The sequence below is a fragment of the Phyllobacterium sp. UNC302MFCol5.2 genome (genome assembly GCF_000686005.1).
GTDB lineage: Bacteria > Pseudomonadota > Alphaproteobacteria > Rhizobiales > Rhizobiaceae > Phyllobacterium > Phyllobacterium pellucidum.
The window spans coordinates 21,566-42,364 of sequence record NZ_JMLL01000011.1 but is presented as its reverse complement, the minus strand read 5'-3'; the positions used below and the strand labels follow the sequence as shown (position 1 = coordinate 42,364).

Genomic DNA, 20,799 nt, shown 5'->3' with positions numbered 1-20,799 from the left:
GCGGCGCAACAAGCCAAATCCCGGCTTTCATAAAGAAAAACCGGCACGAATGCCGGTTCCTCTTGTCTTCAATTCAATCGATCGCGGCTCAGAAGAAACCCTTCTTCTGCCACCAGCCACGCTTCGGTTGCGTTTCACCTTCGCTCTTCTTTTCCGTGGCAACGGTAGATGTGACGACCGGCTCGCTCGGAACTTTCTCTTGCTTCGGTTCGGCAGCGTCCGGCTCGGGCTGCACTTGCGCAGGCGCTTCGGCTTCGACTGTCTCGGGCTGCGGAGCAGGTGATTCCTCGGCAGCAACCGCCTCTTCGACAACAGCCTTCTTCGTTGACTTGCGCGGTGCACGCTTCGGCTTGGCCGGAGCTTCGGCGGCCGTTTCTACTGGCTCGGCGGCGGCCTCCACCGGTTCGGCGGCAGCCTTTGCCCGCGACTTGCGCTTGGCCGGCTTCTTGGCGGGCGCTTCTTCGATGACCGCAATCACCCCCTCGGCCACTGGCTCGACGGCAGGTGTCTCGACCGCAGCGACGACGGAGGCAGCTTCGGCCTCGTCGGCGACCGTCTCGATCGTCTTTGCCTTGGCAAAGTCCGGAAGCGGTATGGTTACGAAAACCGGTTCCGCGTCGGGGACGGCTCTTGCAGCGATGAAATTATCGCCGTCATCGCCGTCGCGACGGTTCTTGCGGCCGCCACGGCGACCCCGGCGACGCTTCTTGCGCCGTTCGTTCTCATCTTCGCGTGCCTTCTTCGCGGCGGCATCCTCGCCTGGAACGGGCGGTTGATCAGCATCGTCCGCATCGTCGTCGCTGCGAACCGATTGACCGGGCTCACCCGCGGCAACTTCCTGACGGTCACGTCCGCCACGCCGCCGCCGCTTGCGCCGGCGCTTGCGCGAACCGTCGTCGCCGTCGACGCGGGCCGTGTCGGCCGCCTGAACGTCTTCGACTTCATCAGCTTCTTCGACCGGAATATCGGCATCCTCGAAATCGTCGGCGATGCCGAGCGTCGGGGTCTCCGCCAGCGGAACGATGGGACCGAGTGCGATCGAACCCTTGTCGATGGCGAAGTGCTGAGCACCAACGCTGTCATCGGCCTCGATGCTGATCGTCAGACCAAAACGAGACTCGAGATCGGCAAGATTCTGGCGCTTGTGATTGAGGACGTAAAGCGCCGTCGGAACGGTGGTACGTACGATGATATTGTTCTGCGAATGGCGCAGCAAGTATTCCTCGATCGAGCGCATGACGTGCAGCGCAATCGACGAGGCCGAGCGCACATGCCCGGTGCCGCCGCACATGGCGCAGACCTGTGTCGTGCTTTCGAGGACACTGGCGCGGATGCGCTGGCGCGACATTTCGAGCAGACCGAAATGCGAAATTCGGCCGACCTGGATGCGCGCGCGGTCGTCCTTGAGGCAATCCTTCAGCCGCTTCTCAACCGCACGATTGTTGCGGTTCTCTTCCATATCGATGAAATCGATGACGATGAGGCCGGCAAGGTCGCGCAACCGCAACTGCCGCGCAACTTCGTCAGCGGCCTCGAGGTTGGTCTGCAGCGCGGTGTCTTCGATCGAGTGTTCGCGGGTCGAACGACCCGAGTTGACGTCGATGGCGACGAGCGCTTCGGTCTGGTTGATGATGATGTAGCCGCCGGATTTCAGCGTCACCTGTGGCTGCAACATGCGGTCGAGCTGCGCCTCGATGCCGTTGCGGGCAAAGATCGGGGTCAATTCGCGATAGGGCTGCACGACCTTGGCATGGCTCGGCATGAGCATGCGCATGAAGTCCTTGGCCTCGCGGTAGCCGTTCTCGCCAGCGACGAGGATCTCGGTGATGTCCTTGTTATAGAGGTCACGGATCGATCGCTTGATGAGGCTGCCTTCCTCATAGACCAGCGTCGGCGCTGTAGAGGCGAGGGTGAGGCTTCGAACGTTCTCCCACAACCGCATCAAATATTCGTAGTCGCGCTTGACCTCGGGCTTCGTGCGGTTGGCACCGGCGGTGCGCAGGATGACGCCCATTCCTTTCGGAACTTCGAGATCCTTGACGATGTCCTTGAGGCGCTTGCGGTCCTGTACGCTGGTGATCTTGCGGGAAATGCCGCCGCCACGGGCAGTGTTTGGCATCAGCACGGAATAGCGTCCAGCGAGCGAAAGATACGTCGTCAGCGCTGCGCCCTTGTTGCCGCGCTCTTCCTTGACGACCTGAACGAGCAGGATCTGTCGGCGCTTGATGACGTCCTGGATATTGTACTGGCGGCGCTGAAAGCGCTGGTGCGTCGGCACCTCTTCCATCGCATCCTCGGCACCAACCGATTCGACTTCATCGAGTTCGTCGTGCGCATCATCCTTGTCGTCGCCAGAGCGGCGACCGGACTTCTTCGAACGCGGGGTCTCGTTGTCCTCTGTGTCTTCCGGATCGCCGTCGACGACGACAGCTTCGGAAATCACGTCGGCATCAATCGAAGCCGCGCGGGTCTGGCTGCCCGATTCGTCAGACTGGGATTCGCTCGCCTCTTCGGCTGCGACTTCCACGACGGCTTCGTCCTCAGAGGATTCGTCCGTGACGGCACTCTCCTCGGCGTTCTCTTCCGAAGAGGCATCGAGCTTCGACGATTCTTCGCCTGAACGCGGGCCACGACGGCCGCGCCGGCGATTGCGCGAGCTGCGATCATTGCGATCACGGCTGCGCTGCTCGCTTGCATGTTCCTCGTGATCTTCGTCCTGGCTTGCAGCTTCCGCTTCCGCTTCGATCAGCGCCTGACGGTCAGCAACCGGGATCTGATAGTAATCAGGATGAATTTCGCTGAATGCGAGGAAGCCGTGGCGATTGCCGCCATACTCGACGAAAGCAGCCTGGAGGGATGGTTCTACGCGTGTGACACGCGCCAGATAGATATTGCCTTTGATCTGTTTCTTGTGTTCCGACTCAAAGTCAAATTCTTCAATCCGGTTGCCGCGAACCACGACAACCCGTGTTTCCTCCTGGTGGGAGGCGTCGATTAGCATCTTGTCCGACATTATAATTCTTCTCCCCGGCTGCAACGCTAACAACGCGAGACAGCCCGGATACCCTCAAGGTATCTGGAGCCGCGTCTTCACATCTGCCGGATATATTAAAGTTCGCAGAAACAGACAGACGCGGCAACGCGCGGACCTGCCTTGAGGCAGCCGCGGCTTGTAAGCCGGTTATGGTCACATCTGTACCAAACATTGTTGTTCCTGACGAAACGACCTCACGAATGGCACGCTTTTCAGCTGTGCCGCCACTGTTATCACCCCGCTAGGGGCTGGCCCGATGCGCCTTGTCTGCGCGATCTGCCGTTCACAAAGCGCTGCCGACAATCCCTGTCCGCGCGCGCCAAATCCTTTTGTCGGTTACCTACAGCGAAGCTTCGCCATCGCGCCGCCATGTCTGTGCTCCGCTTGTCTTTCCGGCATTCGCGGTGACATCGAGGAGCTGATTCCGGAGGGCGGAAAGTAACTCACCTTTGCTTTTAGGAGGTGTGTCGCTTAATGACAAGGCCTTCTTCATAATCGTGTCATCAACGGCTGCAACGAAATAACCTTGAATAAGAGATTATTAACCATGGCTCCTTACCTAATAGTCATAGATAATAGGCCCTGAGCAGACTTCCAGTGCGTGTTTGGTCGGCCGAGAGGTGCTTGCGGGGATTGCCTGCCCGCTCAGTTTCAAAGGTGTGAATGTGTTCCGTCGGATAATCATGGCTGCATTTTTTGGCCTTGTTGTCTCATTGCAGGGCGGCGCTGTCGCGCATGCGGCGGGGGATCTCGCCGCTTTGACCTATCAGGCAGCCGGCGACGAACTGCGCACACGCGTCGTCATCAATTTCGACCAGGAGCCGGACATTTCGACAATGCTGCTCGGCGATCCGCATCGCCTGGCGATCGACATGCCGAAAACGGTTTTTGGCTTCGACAAGAAATCGACCGAGGCGCGGGGTCTCATTACCGATGTGCGCTATGGGATGATCGACGCAACGCGTTCGCGGCTCATCTTTACCTTGAAGGGTCCTTTCGCGGTCGAACGGATCGATGTCCTCAAGAACGATAACAGTCCCGGCTACCGGCTCGTCGCCGACCTCGTCGCATCGTCCGATCGTGCCTTTGCGGAAGCATTGAAGACGCAGAACCAGACGACTGCCTCGACCACATCGACGCCGACGGGCGATCGATTGGCGGCTGCGGCTCCCGGCGAAGCAAGCCAGGCGCCGAAACCGTTCACAGTCGTCGTCGATGCCGGTCATGGCGGGATCGACAGCGGAGCGGAGAGCGCTGGCGGAAGCCTCGAAAAGAATGTGACGCTGATGTTCGCGCAGCAGTTGCGGGACGAATTGCAGAAGATCTCCGGCATCCGTGTCGAGATGACACGCAACGACGATACGTTCCTGCGCCTGTCCGAGCGCGTGCGCATCGCCCGCCAGTACGAGGCCGACCTGTTCGTCTCGATCCATGCCGACACGATCAATCGCGGCAACATCCGCGGTGCAACTGTCTACACGGTTTCCGACCGGGCTTCCGATGCGGATTCCCGCGCCATGGCCGACCGCGAAAACCGTGCCGACGCAGTGGCCGGCATCGCCTTCGACAACGAGGCGCCGGAAATCGCCGACATATTGATGGACCTGACGCGCCGGGAGACACACAACTTCTCGCTGAGTTTCGCCAAGACCGTGGTGAAGTCGCTCAAGAAAGACGTGAACATGATCAACAACCCGCACCGCTTTGCCGGCTTTCAGGTGCTGCGCGCGCCGGATGTGCCGTCCGTGCTGGTTGAAATCGGTTATCTCTCCAATCAGGAAGACGAAAAGCTCATGCTCGACCCGGCGTGGCGGAGCCATGTCGCCGAAAGGCTTGCCACGGCGGTCGGCGAATTTGCTGGAATGAAGACGGCTGGCGCACTCAACTAGGAGTTATGCACGGTAGGGTTGTATTGAAAATTCACACGCCCGTGCGTTGCCGAAACTACACATTTGGTATTTAAATTGTTAAGGGAAACGGGTTTTCCTTGCCTTTGTCACATTTGTCGATCAATGGCATCGACGAGCTTTCGGCGTCGCTCCTGGCACATGCCGAACTTGGGCTGGCTTTCACTGTGGCCATTCCTGCATCGCAATCTGCATGAATCGAAAGCTCGCTTTGATTTTACGTGCCAATTGGTGAAACGGGTTCCGGATACTTATGATACGCTTGATCGGATATTTTTTCGGAATCGGCACGGTTATGGCGCTGATCGCCGCTGCCGGCGCGGCCCTTTACGTCGTCAGCATCTCCAAGGATCTGCCGGACTACGAAGTTCTGGCCAAGTACGAACCGCCGGTCATGACCCGCGTTCATGCATCCGACGGCCAGCTTATGGCGGAATTTGCGCGCGAGCGCCGGCTTTATTTGCCGATCCAGGCGGTTCCTGACCGGGTCAAAGCTGCCTTCATTTCGGCCGAAGACAAGAATTTCTATCAGCATCCGGGCGTCGACATTAGTGGACTGTTCCGCGCTGTCCTTACCAATATCCAGAACTACGGCACGCGCCGGCCTGTTGGTGCATCGACCATCACGCAGCAGGTCGCCAAGAATTTTCTCCTGAGCAATGACCAGACCATTGGCCGCAAGGTGAAGGAAGCGATCCTCTCGTTCCGCATCGAGCAGGCCTATTCGAAAGACCGCATTCTCGAACTTTACCTCAACGAGATTTTCTTCGGCCTCAACTCCTACGGGATTGCGGGCGCCGCTCTGACATATTTCAACAAGTCGGTGAATGAACTGACCGTGGCGGAGGCTGCCTATCTCGCAGCCCTTCCGAAGGGACCTTCCAACTACCATCCGTTCCGCCAGCCGGAGCGTGCGATCGAGCGACGCAACTGGGTCATCGATCGCATGGCCGAGAACGGCTATGTGACGGCGGAAGAAGCTACCGAAGCGAAAGCCGAGCCGCTCGGCGTTACGCCGCGGCACACTGGCAACTATCTATTTGCATCCGAGTATTTCAGCGAAGAGGTTCGCCGCCAGATCATCGCCAAATATGGCGAGAACGCGCTCTATGAAGGCGGCCTTTCGGTTCGTACCACGCTCGACCCGAAGCTGCAGGTCATGGCGCGTAAGGCCCTGCAGCACGGGCTCTTCAAATATGACGAGGCGCGCGGCTATCGCGGCGCCTACAGGACCATTTCAACCAATGGCGACTGGGGCATTCCGCTGTCCGAGATCAAGGCGTTTTCCGACGTGCCGGAATGGCAGCTTGCCGTCGTGCTCGAGGTAACGCCGCAGCAGGCGACGATCGGTCTGCAGCCCGACCGCGAGACTTCCGGCAAGGTCGTCAGCGAGCGCAAGCAGGGCACGATCGACGCGGCCGACGCAAAATGGGCCTTGAAGCTGCTCATCGACGGCAAGCGCTCGTCGGCAAAGTCACTCGAGGGCGTGCTCAATGTCGGCGATGTGGTCTTTGTTGAGAAGAAGGAGGGCAGCAACGATGCCTTCCAACTGCGCCAGGTGCCCAAGATCGCCGGCGGCGCTGTTGCGATGGACCCGCATACGGGACGCGTTCTTGCCATGGTCGGCGGCTTCTCCTTTGCCGAATCCGAATTCAATCGCGCGACGCAGGCGATGCGTCAGCCCGGCTCCTCGTTCAAGCCGTTCGTCTACTCCGCCGCGCTCGATAATGGCTATACGCCAGCCTCGGTCGTGCTTGATGGTCCGATCTCGATCGACCAGGGCGGCAGCCTTGGCATATGGGCGCCGAAGAACTATGGCGGAAAGTTTGCCGGCCCATCGACGCTGCGCTACGGCATCGAACAGTCGCGCAACCTGATGACGGTCCGCCTCGCGCAGGACATGGGCATGAAGCTTGTTGCCGAATATGCCGAGCGTTTCGGCATCTATGACAAGATGCTGCCGGTTCTTGCCATGGCGCTCGGCTCGGGCGAAACGACGGTGCTGCGCATGGTGACCGGCTATTCGATCATCGCCAATGGCGGCCGCAAGATTACGCCATCGATGATCGACCGCATCCAGGATCGCTACGGCAAGACGGTGTTCAAGCATGACGAGCGCAAGTGCGAAAACTGCACGGCCACCGAATGGAAGGACCAGCCGGAGCCCGATCTGATCGACGACCGCGATCAGGTGCTGGACCCGATGACTGCCTATCAGATCACCTCGATGATGGAAGGCGTCGTGCAGCGCGGTACGGCCACGATCCTCAAGAGCCTCAATCGTCCGATCGCCGGCAAGACCGGAACGACTAATGACGAGAAGGATGCCTGGTTCATCGGCTTCACGCCCGACCTCGTCTTCGGCCTCTATCTCGGCTACGACACGCCATCGCCGATGGGCCACGGCTTTACCGGCAGCGGCCTTGCCGCACCGGTATTCAAGGAATTCGCCGAAGCGGCCCTGCAGGGGCAGCGCTCCGTCGATTTCCGCGTACCCGAGGGCATGACGGTCATCCCGATCGACCGCAAGACGGGCATGCGCGCCTCGCCGGACGGCCCGAATGTCATCATGGAAGCGTTCAAGCCCGGCACCGGTCCTGCTGACACCTATTCGGTCATCGGCATGGATACGTTCTCGGAAGGCTCACCTGTCGAGGTGCAATCGCCAAACGTGAACCGGGCCATTCAGGGCGGTGGCGGTGGTCTTTTCTGACCGCCTGGCCCGCACTATCTCAGGCAGAGCTGAACACTTTACATCGCGCGGACCAGTCAATATGGTCCGCCGAAATTCGAGCACAGAGAAGGAACGGACAGCCAATGCGCGCCGAAATCGAGACGCTGGTCGACGAGATCAAGCAGGCCATAAGCCTGCTGAGGAGGCATCTTTGACTGGGATGCTTCAATCAAACGCTTGGGCTATCTGAACCAGCTTGCCGAAGATCCGTCGCTGTGGAATGACGCGCAGGAAGCGCAAAAGCTTATGCGCGAGCGCCAGCAGCTCGAAGACGGCATCAACTCGATCCGCACCTTAAGCCAATCCCTGGATGACAATGTCGAACTCATCGCCATGGGCGAAGAGGAGGGCGATGGGTCGATCGTCGCGGAGGCGGAAGCCGCGATCCGGGCCATCAAGCAGGACGTGGATCGCCGCCAGATCGACACGCTGCTTTCGGGCGAAGCCGATGCCAACGACTGTTACCTCGAAGTCCATTCGGGTGCAGGCGGCACCGAGAGCCAGGATTGGGCCAATATGCTCCTACGCATGTATACCCGCTGGGCGGAACGCAAGGGCATGAAGGTCGAACTTCTCGAAGTTCACTATGGCGAAGAAGCCGGCATCAAGTCCGCCACGATCCTCGTCAAAGGCCACAATGCCTATGGCCTCCTGAAGACGGAATCCGGTGTTCATCGCCTGGTGCGCATTTCGCCCTATGACTCGAATGCGCGCCGCCATACGTCGTTTTCCAGCATCTGGGTCTACCCGGTCGTTGACGACAATATCGCCATCGATGTCAACGAATCCGATGTTCGTATCGATACCTACCGCGCGTCGGGCGCAGGCGGACAGCACGTCAACACGACCGATTCAGCGGTGCGTATCACGCATATCGCGACCGGCATCGTCGTACAGTGCCAGGCTGAACGTTCACAGCACAAGAATCGTGCGACCGCATGGTCCATGCTGCGGGCCCGCCTCTACGAGGCCGAGCTTGAAAAGCGCGAAGAAGCCGCAAATGCGATCTCGGCATCGAAGACCGACATCGGCTGGGGCCATCAGATCCGTTCCTACGTCCTCCAGCCATACCAGCTGGTGAAGGATCTGCGCACCGGTGTCGAAAGCACCAGCCCCCAGGACGTGCTTGACGGCGAGGTGGACGAGTTTATGGAAGCAGCCTTGGCGCACCGCGTTCATGGATCAGACGTGGTCGTCGAGGATATCGCCTAAAACCGCATTCTCAGAGGTCGGCAGCGATCTGCCGGCCGATGGCGAGGAAGGTCGTCGGATCGACGGCGTTGCCATTCCTGCGCACTTCGTAATGGAGGTGCGGGCCGGTTGAGCGTCCTGTGCTCCCGACCTTACCGAGAACGTCACCGAGCTTGACGCGCTGGCCCGTCTTGACGAGGATCTGGCTCATATGGCCGTAACGCGTAACGAGCCCGTTGCCGTGGTCGATCTCGACCATATTGCCGTAACCGCCGGCATATTCGGCGGCAGTCACGGTTCCGTTGGCCGTGGCAAGAACCGACGTTCCCGCTATTGCGCGGAAATCCATGCCCGAGTGAAAAGCCATCATGCCGATGAGCGGGTCTCTGCGCACGCCAAAGGAGCTTGATACGGGCATGCCCGGCGCCGGGTTGGCGATGGGGACCGCCTTTGCCAGCTTCTTTGCGCCTTCAAGACGGTGCAACGCATCATTCAAATCGGCGAGTTTCGTGTCGAATGGCGCGGTCGGGTTAAAGCTCGCCAGAATGAGTGGGCCGCCCGCGCCGGCAGTCTCACCGCCGGCCGCCCGTTTGATTCCCGTCGCAGCAAGCGCGTCCATGATCTTGTCGGCGGTTTCATAGGCCGAATTGGACAGCGTCTGCATCTGGCGGGACTGCTTGGTTTCGATCGCCGCGAGCGAATGGTCGACGGAATCGAGCAGTCCGGCCTTGTTGACCTTGGCTTTCGCCTTGTCGTCACGCGGCGCGGGCTTTTGCGTCGTCGACGTTGGGCCGGTTATGATAGGATCGATACCATAGAAGGCATCGGCGTCCTCGGACCTGACAATATTGTCGGCATCGCTGTCCATCGCGAGGTGTGGAGTAACGTCAGCCGGCAAGCTATTGCCGGCGCGTTTGAGCATGGGCGCGAGCTTCTGGTGCTGCTCGGTCAGGCGCTTCTGGCGCTGAACCAATTCTGCAACCTTGCCCTCGACCAGTTTCCGGTCGAGAAGCTGGCGGCTGGTGACGCGGTCGAGCTGTGTGCGGAGCGCGGCGATGCGATCCTCGTAGGCGCGCTCGATCTGCGCCTGCCGGGCGACGCTTCCGGTTATGAGCTGATCGCGGAAAACGAGGTAGGATGTCGCAAGGATGTAGGTTCCGGCAAAGCCCACGGCCAGCGACCCGCCGAGGAGCGCGGCCCAGGGCTTCACGCTGAAATGGCGGATCGTTTCGCCCCGCGCAATGATGATTGTATGCGGTTCCTTGATCGTGCCGAAGATGCTGGAGCTCCTGACCTTTTTCATGGCTGTGTGTTCGTCGATCCGCAGCTGAATTCCTGCAAATCACTACACTCTGTTAGGGTTAATAAATCCTGACAGAGCCGTGCATTCTCATTGAATTCGCAATGAAAAAGCGACGAAATCAGCTTTTGAGCGCCAGCGTCGCCTCGAGAACCTCCGCGGCGTGGCCGGGAACCTTGACCTTGTTCCACACCCGGGCAATTTTTCCGCTCGCATCGATGAGGAAAGTCGTGCGTTCTACGCCCATATATTTGCGGCCGTACATGCTCTTTTCGACCCAGAGCCCATAGGCCTCGATGATCTTCCTGTCCTCGTCCGCCACGAGATCGACCTTCAGATCATGCTTTTTCTTGAATTTTTCGTGCTTTTTCACGGCGTCAGGAGACATGCCGATAACCGTGGCGCCGAGCGCTTCGAACTGCGGCTTGAGGCCGGAAAATTCGATCGCCTCCTGGGTACAGCCGCTCGTGTCGTCCTTCGGGTAGAAATAGAGCACGACCGGCTTGCCGCGCAGCGCGGACAGTGTGATGTCGCCGCCGCCATCGCGGGGCAGGGTGAAGTCCGGAGCGATGCTTCCAGTGTCCAGAACTGTCATATGAATGCCTTTCTTTTGATTATTGAATGCCCGCCTCAGTTACGCAACTACAGAGGCAAGGGAATCGTCTACGGTTTCCCATATGATTCCTCAATTGGCTTGGGAATTTGACAGAGAAACCGGAAAAAGTCCGCTTCACGAAGCGCGACTTCACAAAACTTCATCGTTACCCGTCAGCTCATAAGCGCGGCAGGGTTCCCGTGGCGACACCGCGGCGTCGTTCGCGTTTGCATATTGCAACGAACGCCTGCTTTTCATTCATCATTCTTGTCGCCATTCTTGGAGGCATAGCCTTTACGGTTCTGCGGGTCGGTATAGGCGGCGAAGCCCTGACCCGGCGCACGCAGGCGGCGTTGAAATCGGTTGTCGGCCCGGAGACCGCGGCAACGATCCAGTCGGCGCAGATATCACTCGACCAGCGCCATCACCTCGCCCTCGAGGCAAGGGACGTCAACATTGCCGACGCGAAGCGCGGCATCGAAATAAACAATGTCCGTTCCGTGCGGATCGGTCTGGCGACGCTGCCGCTGTTGCAAGGCAACGTCAAGGTCGAGCGCCTCGAACTCGACGGTGCCGAGATCAAGGTTACCTCGAAGGTACCCTTCGATTTCATGACCCTCGTTCCCTGGGACGCGCAGGGTCTCGTCGATCTCGATGGCGCCTCGCGCCTGATCTTCTCGGGACTTGAAAGCGCGGTGTCGCTTCTCGATCAGCGCGAGACACGCGACATTACCATCACCGACACATCGTTTGATTTCACCATCGCCGGTGCACCGGAGCGACTGCGGATCGTCAATCTCGATCTGTCAGAGACTGGCGGGCCTGTCGCCATCAACGGAACGGTCGAGTGGCGAGGCAAGCAAATCGCCATTGCCGCACAGGCAAAGCGCTCGGCCGTCGGCGCGAAAATCGAAGCGTTTTCGCTCGACATCAGCAAAATTCCTCTCCAAGGCACCTTCGGCAATGCGCCTGTGCCCGATGTCGACGGCATCAAGCCTGACGGCGCCTATCTTGCCTATGACAATCTCGCCGAAATCAAACTCGATGGTCTTGCCGGGTCGGCGAGCGAGCCGGCCCGCGTCTGGGGCGCGCTCAACATAGGCGAAGGCCCGGTTTCAATCGGCAATGTCGACGATATGGCTGTCGCGGCGCAGATCAATTTCGAGCATGCTGTTGGGTCGAAGGCTATCGATCTCAAGCCTTCGACGCTGCATTTCGGTGCATTCAAGGGAATTGTCACGGGCGCGATTACCCCGGACGCGGCAAATCCGGCGGAACCGGCTTATCGGTTCGAACTTGGTACCAACCAAGCAACGTCTTCGCCGCAGGACTCGAGCGAACCGGCGCTGGCATTCGATGCCGGCTTGTCGGGACGATACGTGCCGTCGCAAAAATTGCTCGATATCCCGAGGATTTCCGTACGCGCTGGCGAAGACAGCGAATTGACAGGTTTTGCCAAGGCGACGTTTGGCAATGGCACGCCGGCCATGCAAATGTCGCTGCAGATCCCACAGATGCCCGTCGCCCATGCCAAACAGTTATGGCCCGTTTGGGTCGCTACCGGCGCGCGGCGGTGGGTTCTCGAAAATCTCTCCGGCGGAACGACCAGTGACAGCAGGATCGACTTGAATTTCGCGGCCGGCCGGTTCAACGGCCCCGGCAAGCCGCCGCCGCTCGAAGCCGATGAACTGCAGGCGGATTTTGCTGTCCAGGGGTCGCACTTCAATATCGTCGGTGAACTGCCGCCGGTCAGCAATGCCGACGGAAAGATCAGCGTGCGCGGCGCGCGCACGACGATCTCCCTGGAGAACGGCGTTGCGATTACCCCGAACAACCGCGAAGCACATATTGTCGGCGGCACGCTGGTCATTCCGTGGGGACCGCAACGGCCGGTGCTCGCCGATCTTGACCTTAATCTTGCGGGCGACGCTTCCGCCGTCACGGAAATCATCGGCTACAAGCCCATAAACGCCGTAAAAAACCTGCCGTTCACGCCCGATGACATCAAAGGGAACGTCAAGGCACACGTGCTCGTCTCATTCCCGATTACGCGGCGCGCGCCCCCGGGTAGCCTCACCTATACCGCCGAGATGGCGCTCTCCAACATCGACCTCGCCAAGAAAATCGACGGACAGTTGATCACGGATGCAAATGGTTCGCTTTCGGTTACCCGCGAAGGGGCGAGCCTTGATGCTGAAGCCAAACTCAACGGCATCCCCGCCGATGTGGAGCTGTTCGAGCCCTTGGGCGGCAACGCGGCGAAGCGCGAGCAGAACGTCACCTTGCGGCTCGACGACAAGACACGCAATGCGCTGTTTCCTGCGCTCGACCCGCTGCTGTCCGGCCCGATTTCGGTCGATATTTCAAAGGGTGCCGATGGCGCGCGTGTTGCAACGGCGGACTTGACCAAGGCCGAGATAAAACTGGCGCAAATCGGCTGGACCAAGGGCGCCGGTGTGAAGGCCACCGCAAAGTTCGCCCTGCAGCAGGACGGCGATACGGCAATCATCAAGGATCTCGATATTGCGGGCGACACGTTCCGCATCCAGGGCGATGTCAAGGTCGTCGGCGGCGATTTGAGCTCGGCAGATTTCAATAACGTCAAACTCAATCGCGGCGACGACATCACGGTCAAGGTGGCGCGGACGCAATATGGCTTCCGCGTCGATGTGAAGGGCAATGCGTTCGACGCGCGGCCTTTGCTTAATCAGATCACGGACAAGAAGCAGAAGAACAGCGAGGCAGGTGGCAAGCAGAGAGTGCTGATAAATGCCGACATCGACAATGTCGTCGGATTTTATCAGGAAACCTTCAGCAATGTCTCGCTTTCCTACGAGGGCGTCGGCTCAAATGTTTCGGGTCTCGCCTTCAACGCGATCAGCAAATCCGGCCAGAAGGTGATTGCGACGGATAGTTCCGGGAGCGGCGCCCGCTCTATCAACCTTCAGTCGCGCGAAGCCGGTGCGGTGCTGCGTTTCTTCGGATTTTACGAGAAGATGCAAGGCGGCAGCATCAGCGTTGCCCTCGACTCCAAAGGCGACGGGCCGTTGCGCGGGCAGGTCGATGCCCAGAACTTCACGCTCGTGAACGAGCCGCGGCTCGCCAAACTGGTGTCAACCTCGCCAAACGGCACAAGCCTCAACGATGCCGTGCAGAAGAACATCGACGTGTCGCGCGTGACGTTCGATCGCGGCTTCTCGCAGATCGAGAAAGGCTCGAACTACATCAATCTAGCAAATGGCGTGATCCGTGGGCCGACGATCGGCACGACGTTTCAGGGCGTTCTTAGCGATCCGGCCGGGAACATGAACCTGACCGGAACATTCATGCCGGCCTACGGCATCAATCGAATCTTCGGCGAGTTGCCGATCCTCGGCATGTTCCTCGGCAATGGCCGCGACCGCGGCCTCATCGGCATAACCTACCGGCTGCAGGGACCGCTGAAGCAACCGCAGATCATCGTCAACCCGATCTCCGTGATTGCTCCTGGCATCTTTCGTTCGATCTTCGAGTTCCAGTAGGGACTTGATCAGACCGGGCGAATGAGGATGTGCTTCTTCTTGCCGAGCGAGAGCTTGATGACGCCATCGCCGGTCACCTCCGAAGCGCCGACCTGAGCCCGCTCGTCCGCTACGGCAGCGTCATTGATACGAACTGCGCCTCCCTGGACATGGCGGCGCGCTTCGCCGTTGGAAGTGGCGAGCCCGGCCTTGACAATAAGGGTCAAGATACCAATTCCGGCCTCAAGTTCGCTTGCGGCGATCTCGACTGTCGGCAGGCTGGTCGCAAGAGCGCCTTCCTCGAAAGTCTTGCGCGCGGTCTCGGCTGCTTCTTCAGCAGCCTTCCGGCCATGCAGCAGACTCGTCACTTCGGTGGCCAGGACCTTCTTGGTCTCGTTGATCTCCGCACCGCCCAAGGCGCTAAGCCGGCTAATCTCGTCGACCGGCAGTGTCGTGTATAGCTTCAGGAAGCGCTCCACATCGGCGTCTTCGGTATTGCGCCAGTATTGCCAGAAATCGTAGGGGCTCAAGAGTTCGGCGTTGAGCCATACGGCGCCGTTCATCGACTTGCCCATCTTCGCACCTGAAGATGTCGTCAGCAGCGGCGAGGTGAGGGCGTAGAGCTGCGGCGTTCCCAGACGATGGCCGAGGTCGATGCCGTTGACGATGTTGCCCCACTGGTCCGAGCCGCCCATTTGCAGGCGCAGGCCATAGCGCTTGTTGAGCTCGACGAAATCATAGGCCTGCAGGATCATGTAGTTGAACTCGAGGAACGACAGCGATTGCTCGCGATCGAGCCGCTGCTTGACCGAATCAAATGACAGCATGCGGTTGACCGAAAAGTGCTGGCCGACGTCGCGCAGGAATTCGAGGTAGTTGAGCGGCAGAAGCCATTCGGCATTGTTGACCATCAGCGCGTCACGGGGACCGTCGCCAAAGGTGAGATAATTGGTGAATACGCGCTTGATGCCATCGATGTTGGACTGAATTGTCTCGGGCGTCATCAGCTTGCGCGCCTCGTCCTTGAAAGACGGGTCGCCGACCATGCCGGTACCGCCGCCCATCAGGGCGACAGGGCGATGGCCGGTTTTCTGCATCCAGTAAAGCATCATGATCTGTATCAGGCCGCCCGCATGAAGGCTCGATGCCGTCGGATCAAAGCCGATATAGGCAGACACGGTTTCCTTGGCGAAGAGCGCATCCAGACCCGCATCGTCGGAGGTCTGATGGATGAAGCCGCGCGTGGAAAGCGTGTGCAGAAACTCGGATTTGAAGGCAGACATTTCGGGTTTTCCTGATTGAATCAAACGGCACAAAGCATGTGCCTTAACAGACGCTGCCGTTTAACATCATTCTCAATCGAATCACAAGAAAGGCAGTGTCTTGGCGGCAATACGGCGTGCAATCGGGCTGATGAGCGGAACGTCGATGGACGGTATCGATATCGCGCTCGTCGAAACTGATGGGGGCGGCGATGTCGTGCGGGGCCCGTCCGGCTTCACGCCCTACGAGACCGCATTCCGCCGCCGCATTGAAGCGTCGCTCAGCGAGGCTAAGGCCATGCATCGGCGCGATGAGCGGCCGGGAATGCTCGCGCAGATCGAAGAAGAGCTGACGCGGCGGCACGGCAATGCCGTGAGGCAGTTTCTGTCCGGTCAGAACATCGAAGCGAAAGACGTTGATATTATTGGGTTTCATGGCCAGACGGTTTTGCATCGACCAAGCGAAGGCTTGACTGTCCAATTGGGTAACGGAGAACTTCTTGCCAAAGTGACCGGCATTCCCATCGTCTACGACATGCGTGCCAACGATATGGTGCATGGCGGTCAGGGTGCGCCGCTGGTGCCGGCCTATCACAGTGCGCTTGCGCGGCATGTTCCCGCTGAACTCAGCCACGGCCGGCCGGTGGTCTTCGTCAACATCGGCGGTATTTCCAACGTGACGATCGTGCCTTCGAAGGGCGATCCGATCGCTTTCGATACGGGACCGGGCAATACGCTGATTGATCAGTGGGTCGAGGACCGCGCCGGGATTGCCTATGATGCGGGCGGCGCCATTGCGAGTGAGGGCGAGATCGTAGGCGCGGCCGTGACACGCTATCTGACGAAACCGTTCTTCAATTTGCGGCCGCCGAAATCGCTGGACCGCAATGATTTTACCCTGGAGGAACTCGGAAATGCCGAGCTTGCTGATGGGGCGCGAACGCTGGCGAGAGTGACGGCCGACGCCATCTTGAAGGCGGGCGCCTATGCACCTGAAACGCCGTCGCTCTGGATCATATGCGGCGGCGGGCGAAAGAACGCAACGATCCTGAAGGATCTGGCGGAAGGCGCGCGGCTTTCGGGCGCGAAGGTCGTCGTCGCCGAAGATTTGGGTTTCAATGGTGATTCGATGGAGGCTGAGGCCTGGGCCTACCTCGCCGTTCGTGCACTCGACGGGCTGCCCTTGACCTGGCCGACGACGACGGGCTGCAAAGTGCCGGTGTCGGGCGGGGTAATTGCCGGTCGGAGGTAGATCCGGCTCACCATGATCCTCGGGCCTGTCCCGAGGATCCGTAGTCTTGGAGCCCGTTATCGCAGCCGTTTCGGCTTGGCTTCAACTAGTTCGCCGTTCAGGCGGCGGTCCAGATAGTCCGAACATTCGGCAATGACTTCATCGGTCATGCCGGAGAAGAAATGGTTGGCGCCGACCATGGTCTTTTGCGTGATCGTAATGCCCTTCTGGGTCTTCAGCTTGTCGACCAGACCTTGCACGTCCTTGGGCGGTGCCACCTTGTCCTGGTCGCCGTGAAGGATCAGGCCGGATGAGGGGCAGGGTGCGAGGAACGAGAAATCATAGGTGTTGGGCTGCGGCGCGACGGAGATGAAACCCTCGATCTCCGGCCGGCGCATCAGGAGCTGCATGCCGATCCACGCGCCGAACGAATAGCCTGCCACCCAGCAGGTCTTCGAGTCCGGATGCAGCGACTGCACCCAGTCGAGCGCGCCGGCGGCGTCCGACAATTCCCCCGAACCATGATCGAATTCGCCCTGGCTGCGACCGATGCCGCGGAAGTTGAAGCGCAGGGTCGTGAAGCCGCGCTGCTGGAACATGTAGAACAGATCGTAGACGATCTTGTTGTTCATTGTGCCGCCGAATTGTGGATGAGGGTGGAGGACAATCGCGATCGGCGCGTTTTTTTCCGTCGAAGGCTGATATCTGCCCTCGAGACGGCCCGCTGGTCCATTGAAAATTACTTCAGGCATGTATACTCCACTCTTTGCCACAGGCGGTTGTAGTTGACCGGACTTGACGGCAACCAACTGCGCCCATAAAACCAGTTTAGAACCGTTCAAAACTGGTATAGAATTTTTGCTCGAAGCGGCTTAATAGGCTGTTCCGAGGCAAAAATTCAAGGAAATTGCGCTTTGTGCAGCGCGGTGTTCATAAAGAACAGGATCAAGGACCACCCATGGCCGGCAATCGCGCCTATTTGGACTACAATGCAAGCGCGCCGCTGATCCCGGCGGCTCGCGATGCTGTCGTCCAGGCGCTCATGCAGACGGGTAATCCATCGTCCGTTCACCAGGAAGGCCGGGCGGCAAAGGCCATTCTGGAAACCGCTCGCCGGAATGTCGCCGCGCTTGTCGCCGCAAAGCCAGACCACGTGTTCTTTACATCGGGTGCAACCGAGGCAGCTTCAACCCTCCTGACCCCGCATTTCATTATGGGACGGGCGCCGATGCGCCTTTCGCACCTCTATGCTGGCGCGAGCGAGCATCCGTGCATTCTCGCAGGCGGCCAGTTTCCCGCGGATCAGATCACTATTGTTCCTGTGGACAGCAACGGCATTCTTGATATCGATTTCCTGCGCGGCGCCCTTGAGGCCCACGATCGGAGCGCGGGGCTGCCGCTGGTGGCCGTCCAGGCTGCGAACAACGAGACCGGTGTTATCCAGCCAACTGCCGAGATCGGCAAGGTCGTGAAAGCGTCCGGGGGCTTGTTCGTCGTTGACGCCGTTCAGGCGGCCGGACGGGTTCCACTTAGTATATCCGATACTTCGGCAGACTATCTCATCCTGTCTTCACACAAGATCGGTGGTCCAAAAGGCGTCGGCGCCATTGTGGCCGTGTCCGATCTGGTCATGCCGCGTGCACTTGTGCGCGGTGGCGGCCAGGAAAAGGGTCATCGGGCCGGCACTGAAGCTCTGCCGGTCATTGCAGGTTTTGGGGCCGCGGCAGAGGTTGCGACGAAGCGTCTGAACGCCGAAGGCTGGTCCCTCAGAACGCGCGACACCATCGAGCAGGGTATCAAGTCTATCGCGCCGGATGCGATCATCCATGGCGAGGGAGCCAACCGCTTGCCGAATACAACCTTCTTTTCGCTGAGCGACATGAAGGCGGAAACCGCGCAGATCGCTTTTGATCTTGCGGGAATCGCGCTATCGGCGGGGTCCGCCTGTTCTTCGGGCAAGGTCGGCCCCAGCCATGTGCTTGCCGCCATGGGTTTTGGTGGCGGCACCGGTGCCCTCCGAGTTTCGACAGCGTCCGACACGGATGAAAACGACGTTGCGTCGTTTCTCGACGCATTGGCTAAAATCGTCGCACGCCGCGACCGCTCGAAACCTGTTGCCGTGGATGCGGCCTAGAAATTCCGGCTATCGACCAAGGTTGACGGTCGATAACCGAAAAAATCCGGCGTTAGCCGGGTGTTAAATCGCGCAATTGCGCACTACATACGGAGCAAATATTCAAGACGACATACGCCTTGACGTTTGCAACTGCGGGACCTTGAACCCCGCGTGGATGGAGAACGCCAATGCCTGCCGTGCAGGAAACTATTGATCGGGTCCGCACCCTTGACGTGGACCAGTACAAATATGGCTTTGAAACCCTTATCGAAATGGATAAGGCGCCGAAGGGCCTTAACGAAGATATAATTCGCTTTATCTCTGCCAAGAAGAATGAGCCTGAATGGATGCTGGAATGGCGTCTCAAGGCCTATGAGCGCTGGCTGACGATGGAAGAGCCCACATGGGCGCGCGTCAACTATCCGAAGATCGACTTCCAGGACATGGTGTACTTCGCCGGGCCGAAGAACCAGACCGGGCCGACGTCGCTTGCCGAGGTCGATCCCGAACTCCTACGTACCTATGAGAAGCTTGGCATTCCGCTGAAAGAGCAGGAAATCCTTGCGGGCGTGCGCAAGCAGGGCGAACCGAGCACTTCGGACGGCGAAGAGGTCAGCGACAACGTCTACAAGTCAGGCCGTGTCGCGGTCGACGCCGTGTTCGACAGCGTTTCGGTCGTGACGACGTTCCGAGCCGAGCTTGCCAAGGCAGGCGTCATCTTCTGTTCGATCTCGGAAGCGATCCGCGAATATCCGGAACTCGTCCAGAAGTATCTGGCATCGGTGGTTCCGGTCTCCGACAACTTCTATGCGACGCTGAATTCGGCGGTATTTACCGACGGTTCTTTTGTCTATGTCCCGAAGGGCGTGCGCTGCCCGATGGAGCTTTCCACTTATTTCCGCATCAATGAGCGGGATACTGGACAGTTCGAGCGGACGCTGATCATCGCCGAGGAAGGCGCTTACGTCTCCTATCTCGAAGGCTGCACCGCACCGCAGCGCGACGAGAACCAGTTGCACGCTGCAGTCGTCGAGCTCATTGCGCTCGACAACGCCGAAATCAAGTATTCGACGGTCCAGAACTGGTTCCCAGGCGATGCGGAAGGCAAGGGCGGCATCTACAATTTCGTCACCAAGCGTGGCGATTGCCGTGGCGTCAACTCAAAGATTTCCTGGACGCAGGTCGAAACCGGATCGGCGATCACGTGGAAATATCCGTCCGTGATCTTGCGCGGCGACAATTCGCGCGGCGAATTCTATTCGATTGCCGTTTCCAACGGCCATCAGCAGATCGACAGCGGTACGAAAATGCTGCATCTCGGCAAGAACACGTCGAGCCGCATCATTTCGAAGGGCATTTCCGCGGGCAAGTCGAACAATACCTATCGCGGCCAGGTGTCGGCGCACCGGAAGGCCGAGAATGCGCGCAACTTCACCCAGTGCGATTCACTGCTGATCGGCAATGATTGCGGCGCCCACACCGTGCCCTACATCGAGGCGAAGAACGCCACGGCGCAGTTCGAGCACGAAGCGACCACCTCGAAGATCTCTGAAGACGCGCTATTCTACGTGATGCAACGCGGCATTCCGGAGGAAGAGGCGATCGCGCTCATCGTCAATGGCTTCGTCAAGGAAGTCATCCAGGAGCTGCCAATGGAGTTTGCCGTAGAAGCGCAGAAGCTCATCGGCATCAGCCTTGAGGGGAGCGTCGGTTAATGGTCATCGCCACGAAGGAAGAGCTCGACAGGTTGCGCCGGCGCTATGAAGAGCTTGGCGAAGTCATCGAGGAATTGACGGATACGCTTGCGCGCTCGTCCACGGCGACCGAACGTGTGCTCGAACCTGAACTGATCCGGGCCCGCAAGGAGCTCGCCTCCGTGGTCGAGCGCCTGAAAAGCCTGAGCGGCGACAATTCGAATTGAGGGATGGC

13 protein-coding genes are annotated in these 20,799 nt (G+C 59.3%); 8 read left to right on the top strand and 5 right to left on the bottom strand.

The features are described from left to right. Window positions 1–88: 88 nt before the first annotated feature. Window positions 89–3,013 (bottom strand): ribonuclease E/G, encoded by a 2,925-nt coding sequence (locus tag BR48_RS0111455; RefSeq protein WP_027231423.1) that lies wholly within the window; start codon window positions 3,011–3,013, stop codon window positions 89–91. A 704-nt stretch (window positions 3,014–3,717) separates the two neighbouring features. On the opposite strand from BR48_RS0111455, the gene BR48_RS0111450 reads away from it, so the two are divergent. The 3 genes from BR48_RS0111450 to prfB all read left to right on the top strand — a co-directional run bounded on the left by BR48_RS0111450 (window position 3,718) and on the right by prfB (window position 8,887). Then, on the top strand, window positions 3,718–4,923 hold the full coding sequence (locus tag BR48_RS0111450; RefSeq protein WP_051614888.1) for an N-acetylmuramoyl-L-alanine amidase: 1,206 nt from the start codon (window positions 3,718–3,720) through the stop codon (window positions 4,921–4,923). A gap of 271 nt (window positions 4,924–5,194) precedes the next feature. After that, the gene (locus BR48_RS0111440; RefSeq protein WP_027231421.1) at window positions 5,195–7,654 is read left to right on the top strand and encodes a penicillin-binding protein 1A; all 2,460 of its coding nucleotides are present in this window, start codon (window positions 5,195–5,197) and stop codon (window positions 7,652–7,654) included. Between the two features lie 104 nt (window positions 7,655–7,758). Then, window positions 7,759–8,887 (top strand): peptide chain release factor 2 gene (gene prfB / locus BR48_RS0111430; protein WP_113280744.1). Its coding sequence is split into 2 segments (ribosomal slippage): window positions 7,759–7,827 and window positions 7,829–8,887, totalling 1,128 coding nucleotides; the frame shifts between segments, so codons are not numbered across the junction. A 10-nt stretch (window positions 8,888–8,897) separates the two neighbouring features. Here the strand turns inward: prfB and BR48_RS0111425 are convergent. Both BR48_RS0111425 and bcp read right to left on the bottom strand, forming a co-directional pair. Further along, on the bottom strand, window positions 8,898–10,169 hold the full coding sequence (locus tag BR48_RS0111425; protein WP_027231419.1) for a M23 family metallopeptidase: 1,272 nt from the start codon (window positions 10,167–10,169) through the stop codon (window positions 8,898–8,900). 118 nt (window positions 10,170–10,287) lie between these two features. Continuing rightward, complete coding sequence (bcp, locus tag BR48_RS0111420) at window positions 10,288–10,761, bottom strand: thioredoxin-dependent thiol peroxidase (RefSeq protein ID WP_027231418.1); 474 nt, start codon at window positions 10,759–10,761, stop codon at window positions 10,288–10,290. Between the two features lie 200 nt (window positions 10,762–10,961). On the opposite strand from bcp, the gene BR48_RS0111415 reads away from it, so the two are divergent. Then, entirely contained in the window at window positions 10,962–14,282 is a 3,321-nt protein-coding gene (locus BR48_RS0111415; RefSeq protein ID WP_051614886.1) for a DUF3971 domain-containing protein, read from the top strand. A gap of 8 nt (window positions 14,283–14,290) precedes the next feature. On the opposite strand, the gene tyrS is transcribed toward BR48_RS0111415, so the two are convergent. After that, window positions 14,291–15,544 (bottom strand): tyrosine--tRNA ligase, encoded by a 1,254-nt coding sequence (gene tyrS, locus BR48_RS0111410; protein ID WP_027231416.1) that lies wholly within the window; start codon window positions 15,542–15,544, stop codon window positions 14,291–14,293. Between the two features lie 100 nt (window positions 15,545–15,644). Between tyrS and BR48_RS0111405 the strand changes: the two genes are divergently transcribed. After that, on the top strand, window positions 15,645–16,775 hold the full coding sequence (locus BR48_RS0111405; RefSeq protein WP_027231415.1) for an anhydro-N-acetylmuramic acid kinase: 1,131 nt from the start codon (window positions 15,645–15,647) through the stop codon (window positions 16,773–16,775). 56 nt (window positions 16,776–16,831) lie between these two features. On the opposite strand, the gene BR48_RS0111400 is transcribed toward BR48_RS0111405, so the two are convergent. After that, on the bottom strand, window positions 16,832–17,506 hold the full coding sequence (locus BR48_RS0111400; protein ID WP_027231414.1) for an alpha/beta hydrolase: 675 nt from the start codon (window positions 17,504–17,506) through the stop codon (window positions 16,832–16,834). A 206-nt stretch (window positions 17,507–17,712) separates the two neighbouring features. On the opposite strand from BR48_RS0111400, the gene BR48_RS0111395 reads away from it, so the two are divergent. The 3 genes from BR48_RS0111395 to BR48_RS0111385 all read left to right on the top strand — a co-directional run bounded on the left by BR48_RS0111395 (window position 17,713) and on the right by BR48_RS0111385 (window position 20,791). After that, a complete protein-coding gene (locus BR48_RS0111395; RefSeq protein ID WP_027231413.1) occupies window positions 17,713–18,888 on the top strand; it encodes a cysteine desulfurase family protein in 1,176 nt (391 codons plus the stop codon). Window positions 18,889–19,058: 170 nt separating this feature from the next. Continuing rightward, window positions 19,059–20,585 (top strand): Fe-S cluster assembly protein SufB, encoded by a 1,527-nt coding sequence (gene sufB, locus BR48_RS0111390; RefSeq protein ID WP_027231412.1) that lies wholly within the window; start codon window positions 19,059–19,061, stop codon window positions 20,583–20,585. Beyond that, complete coding sequence (locus tag BR48_RS0111385) at window positions 20,585–20,791, top strand: hypothetical protein (RefSeq protein ID WP_027231411.1); 207 nt, start codon at window positions 20,585–20,587, stop codon at window positions 20,789–20,791. Before sufB ends, BR48_RS0111385 begins: the two co-directional genes overlap by 1 nt. The last annotated feature ends 8 nt before the right edge of the window (window positions 20,792–20,799 follow it).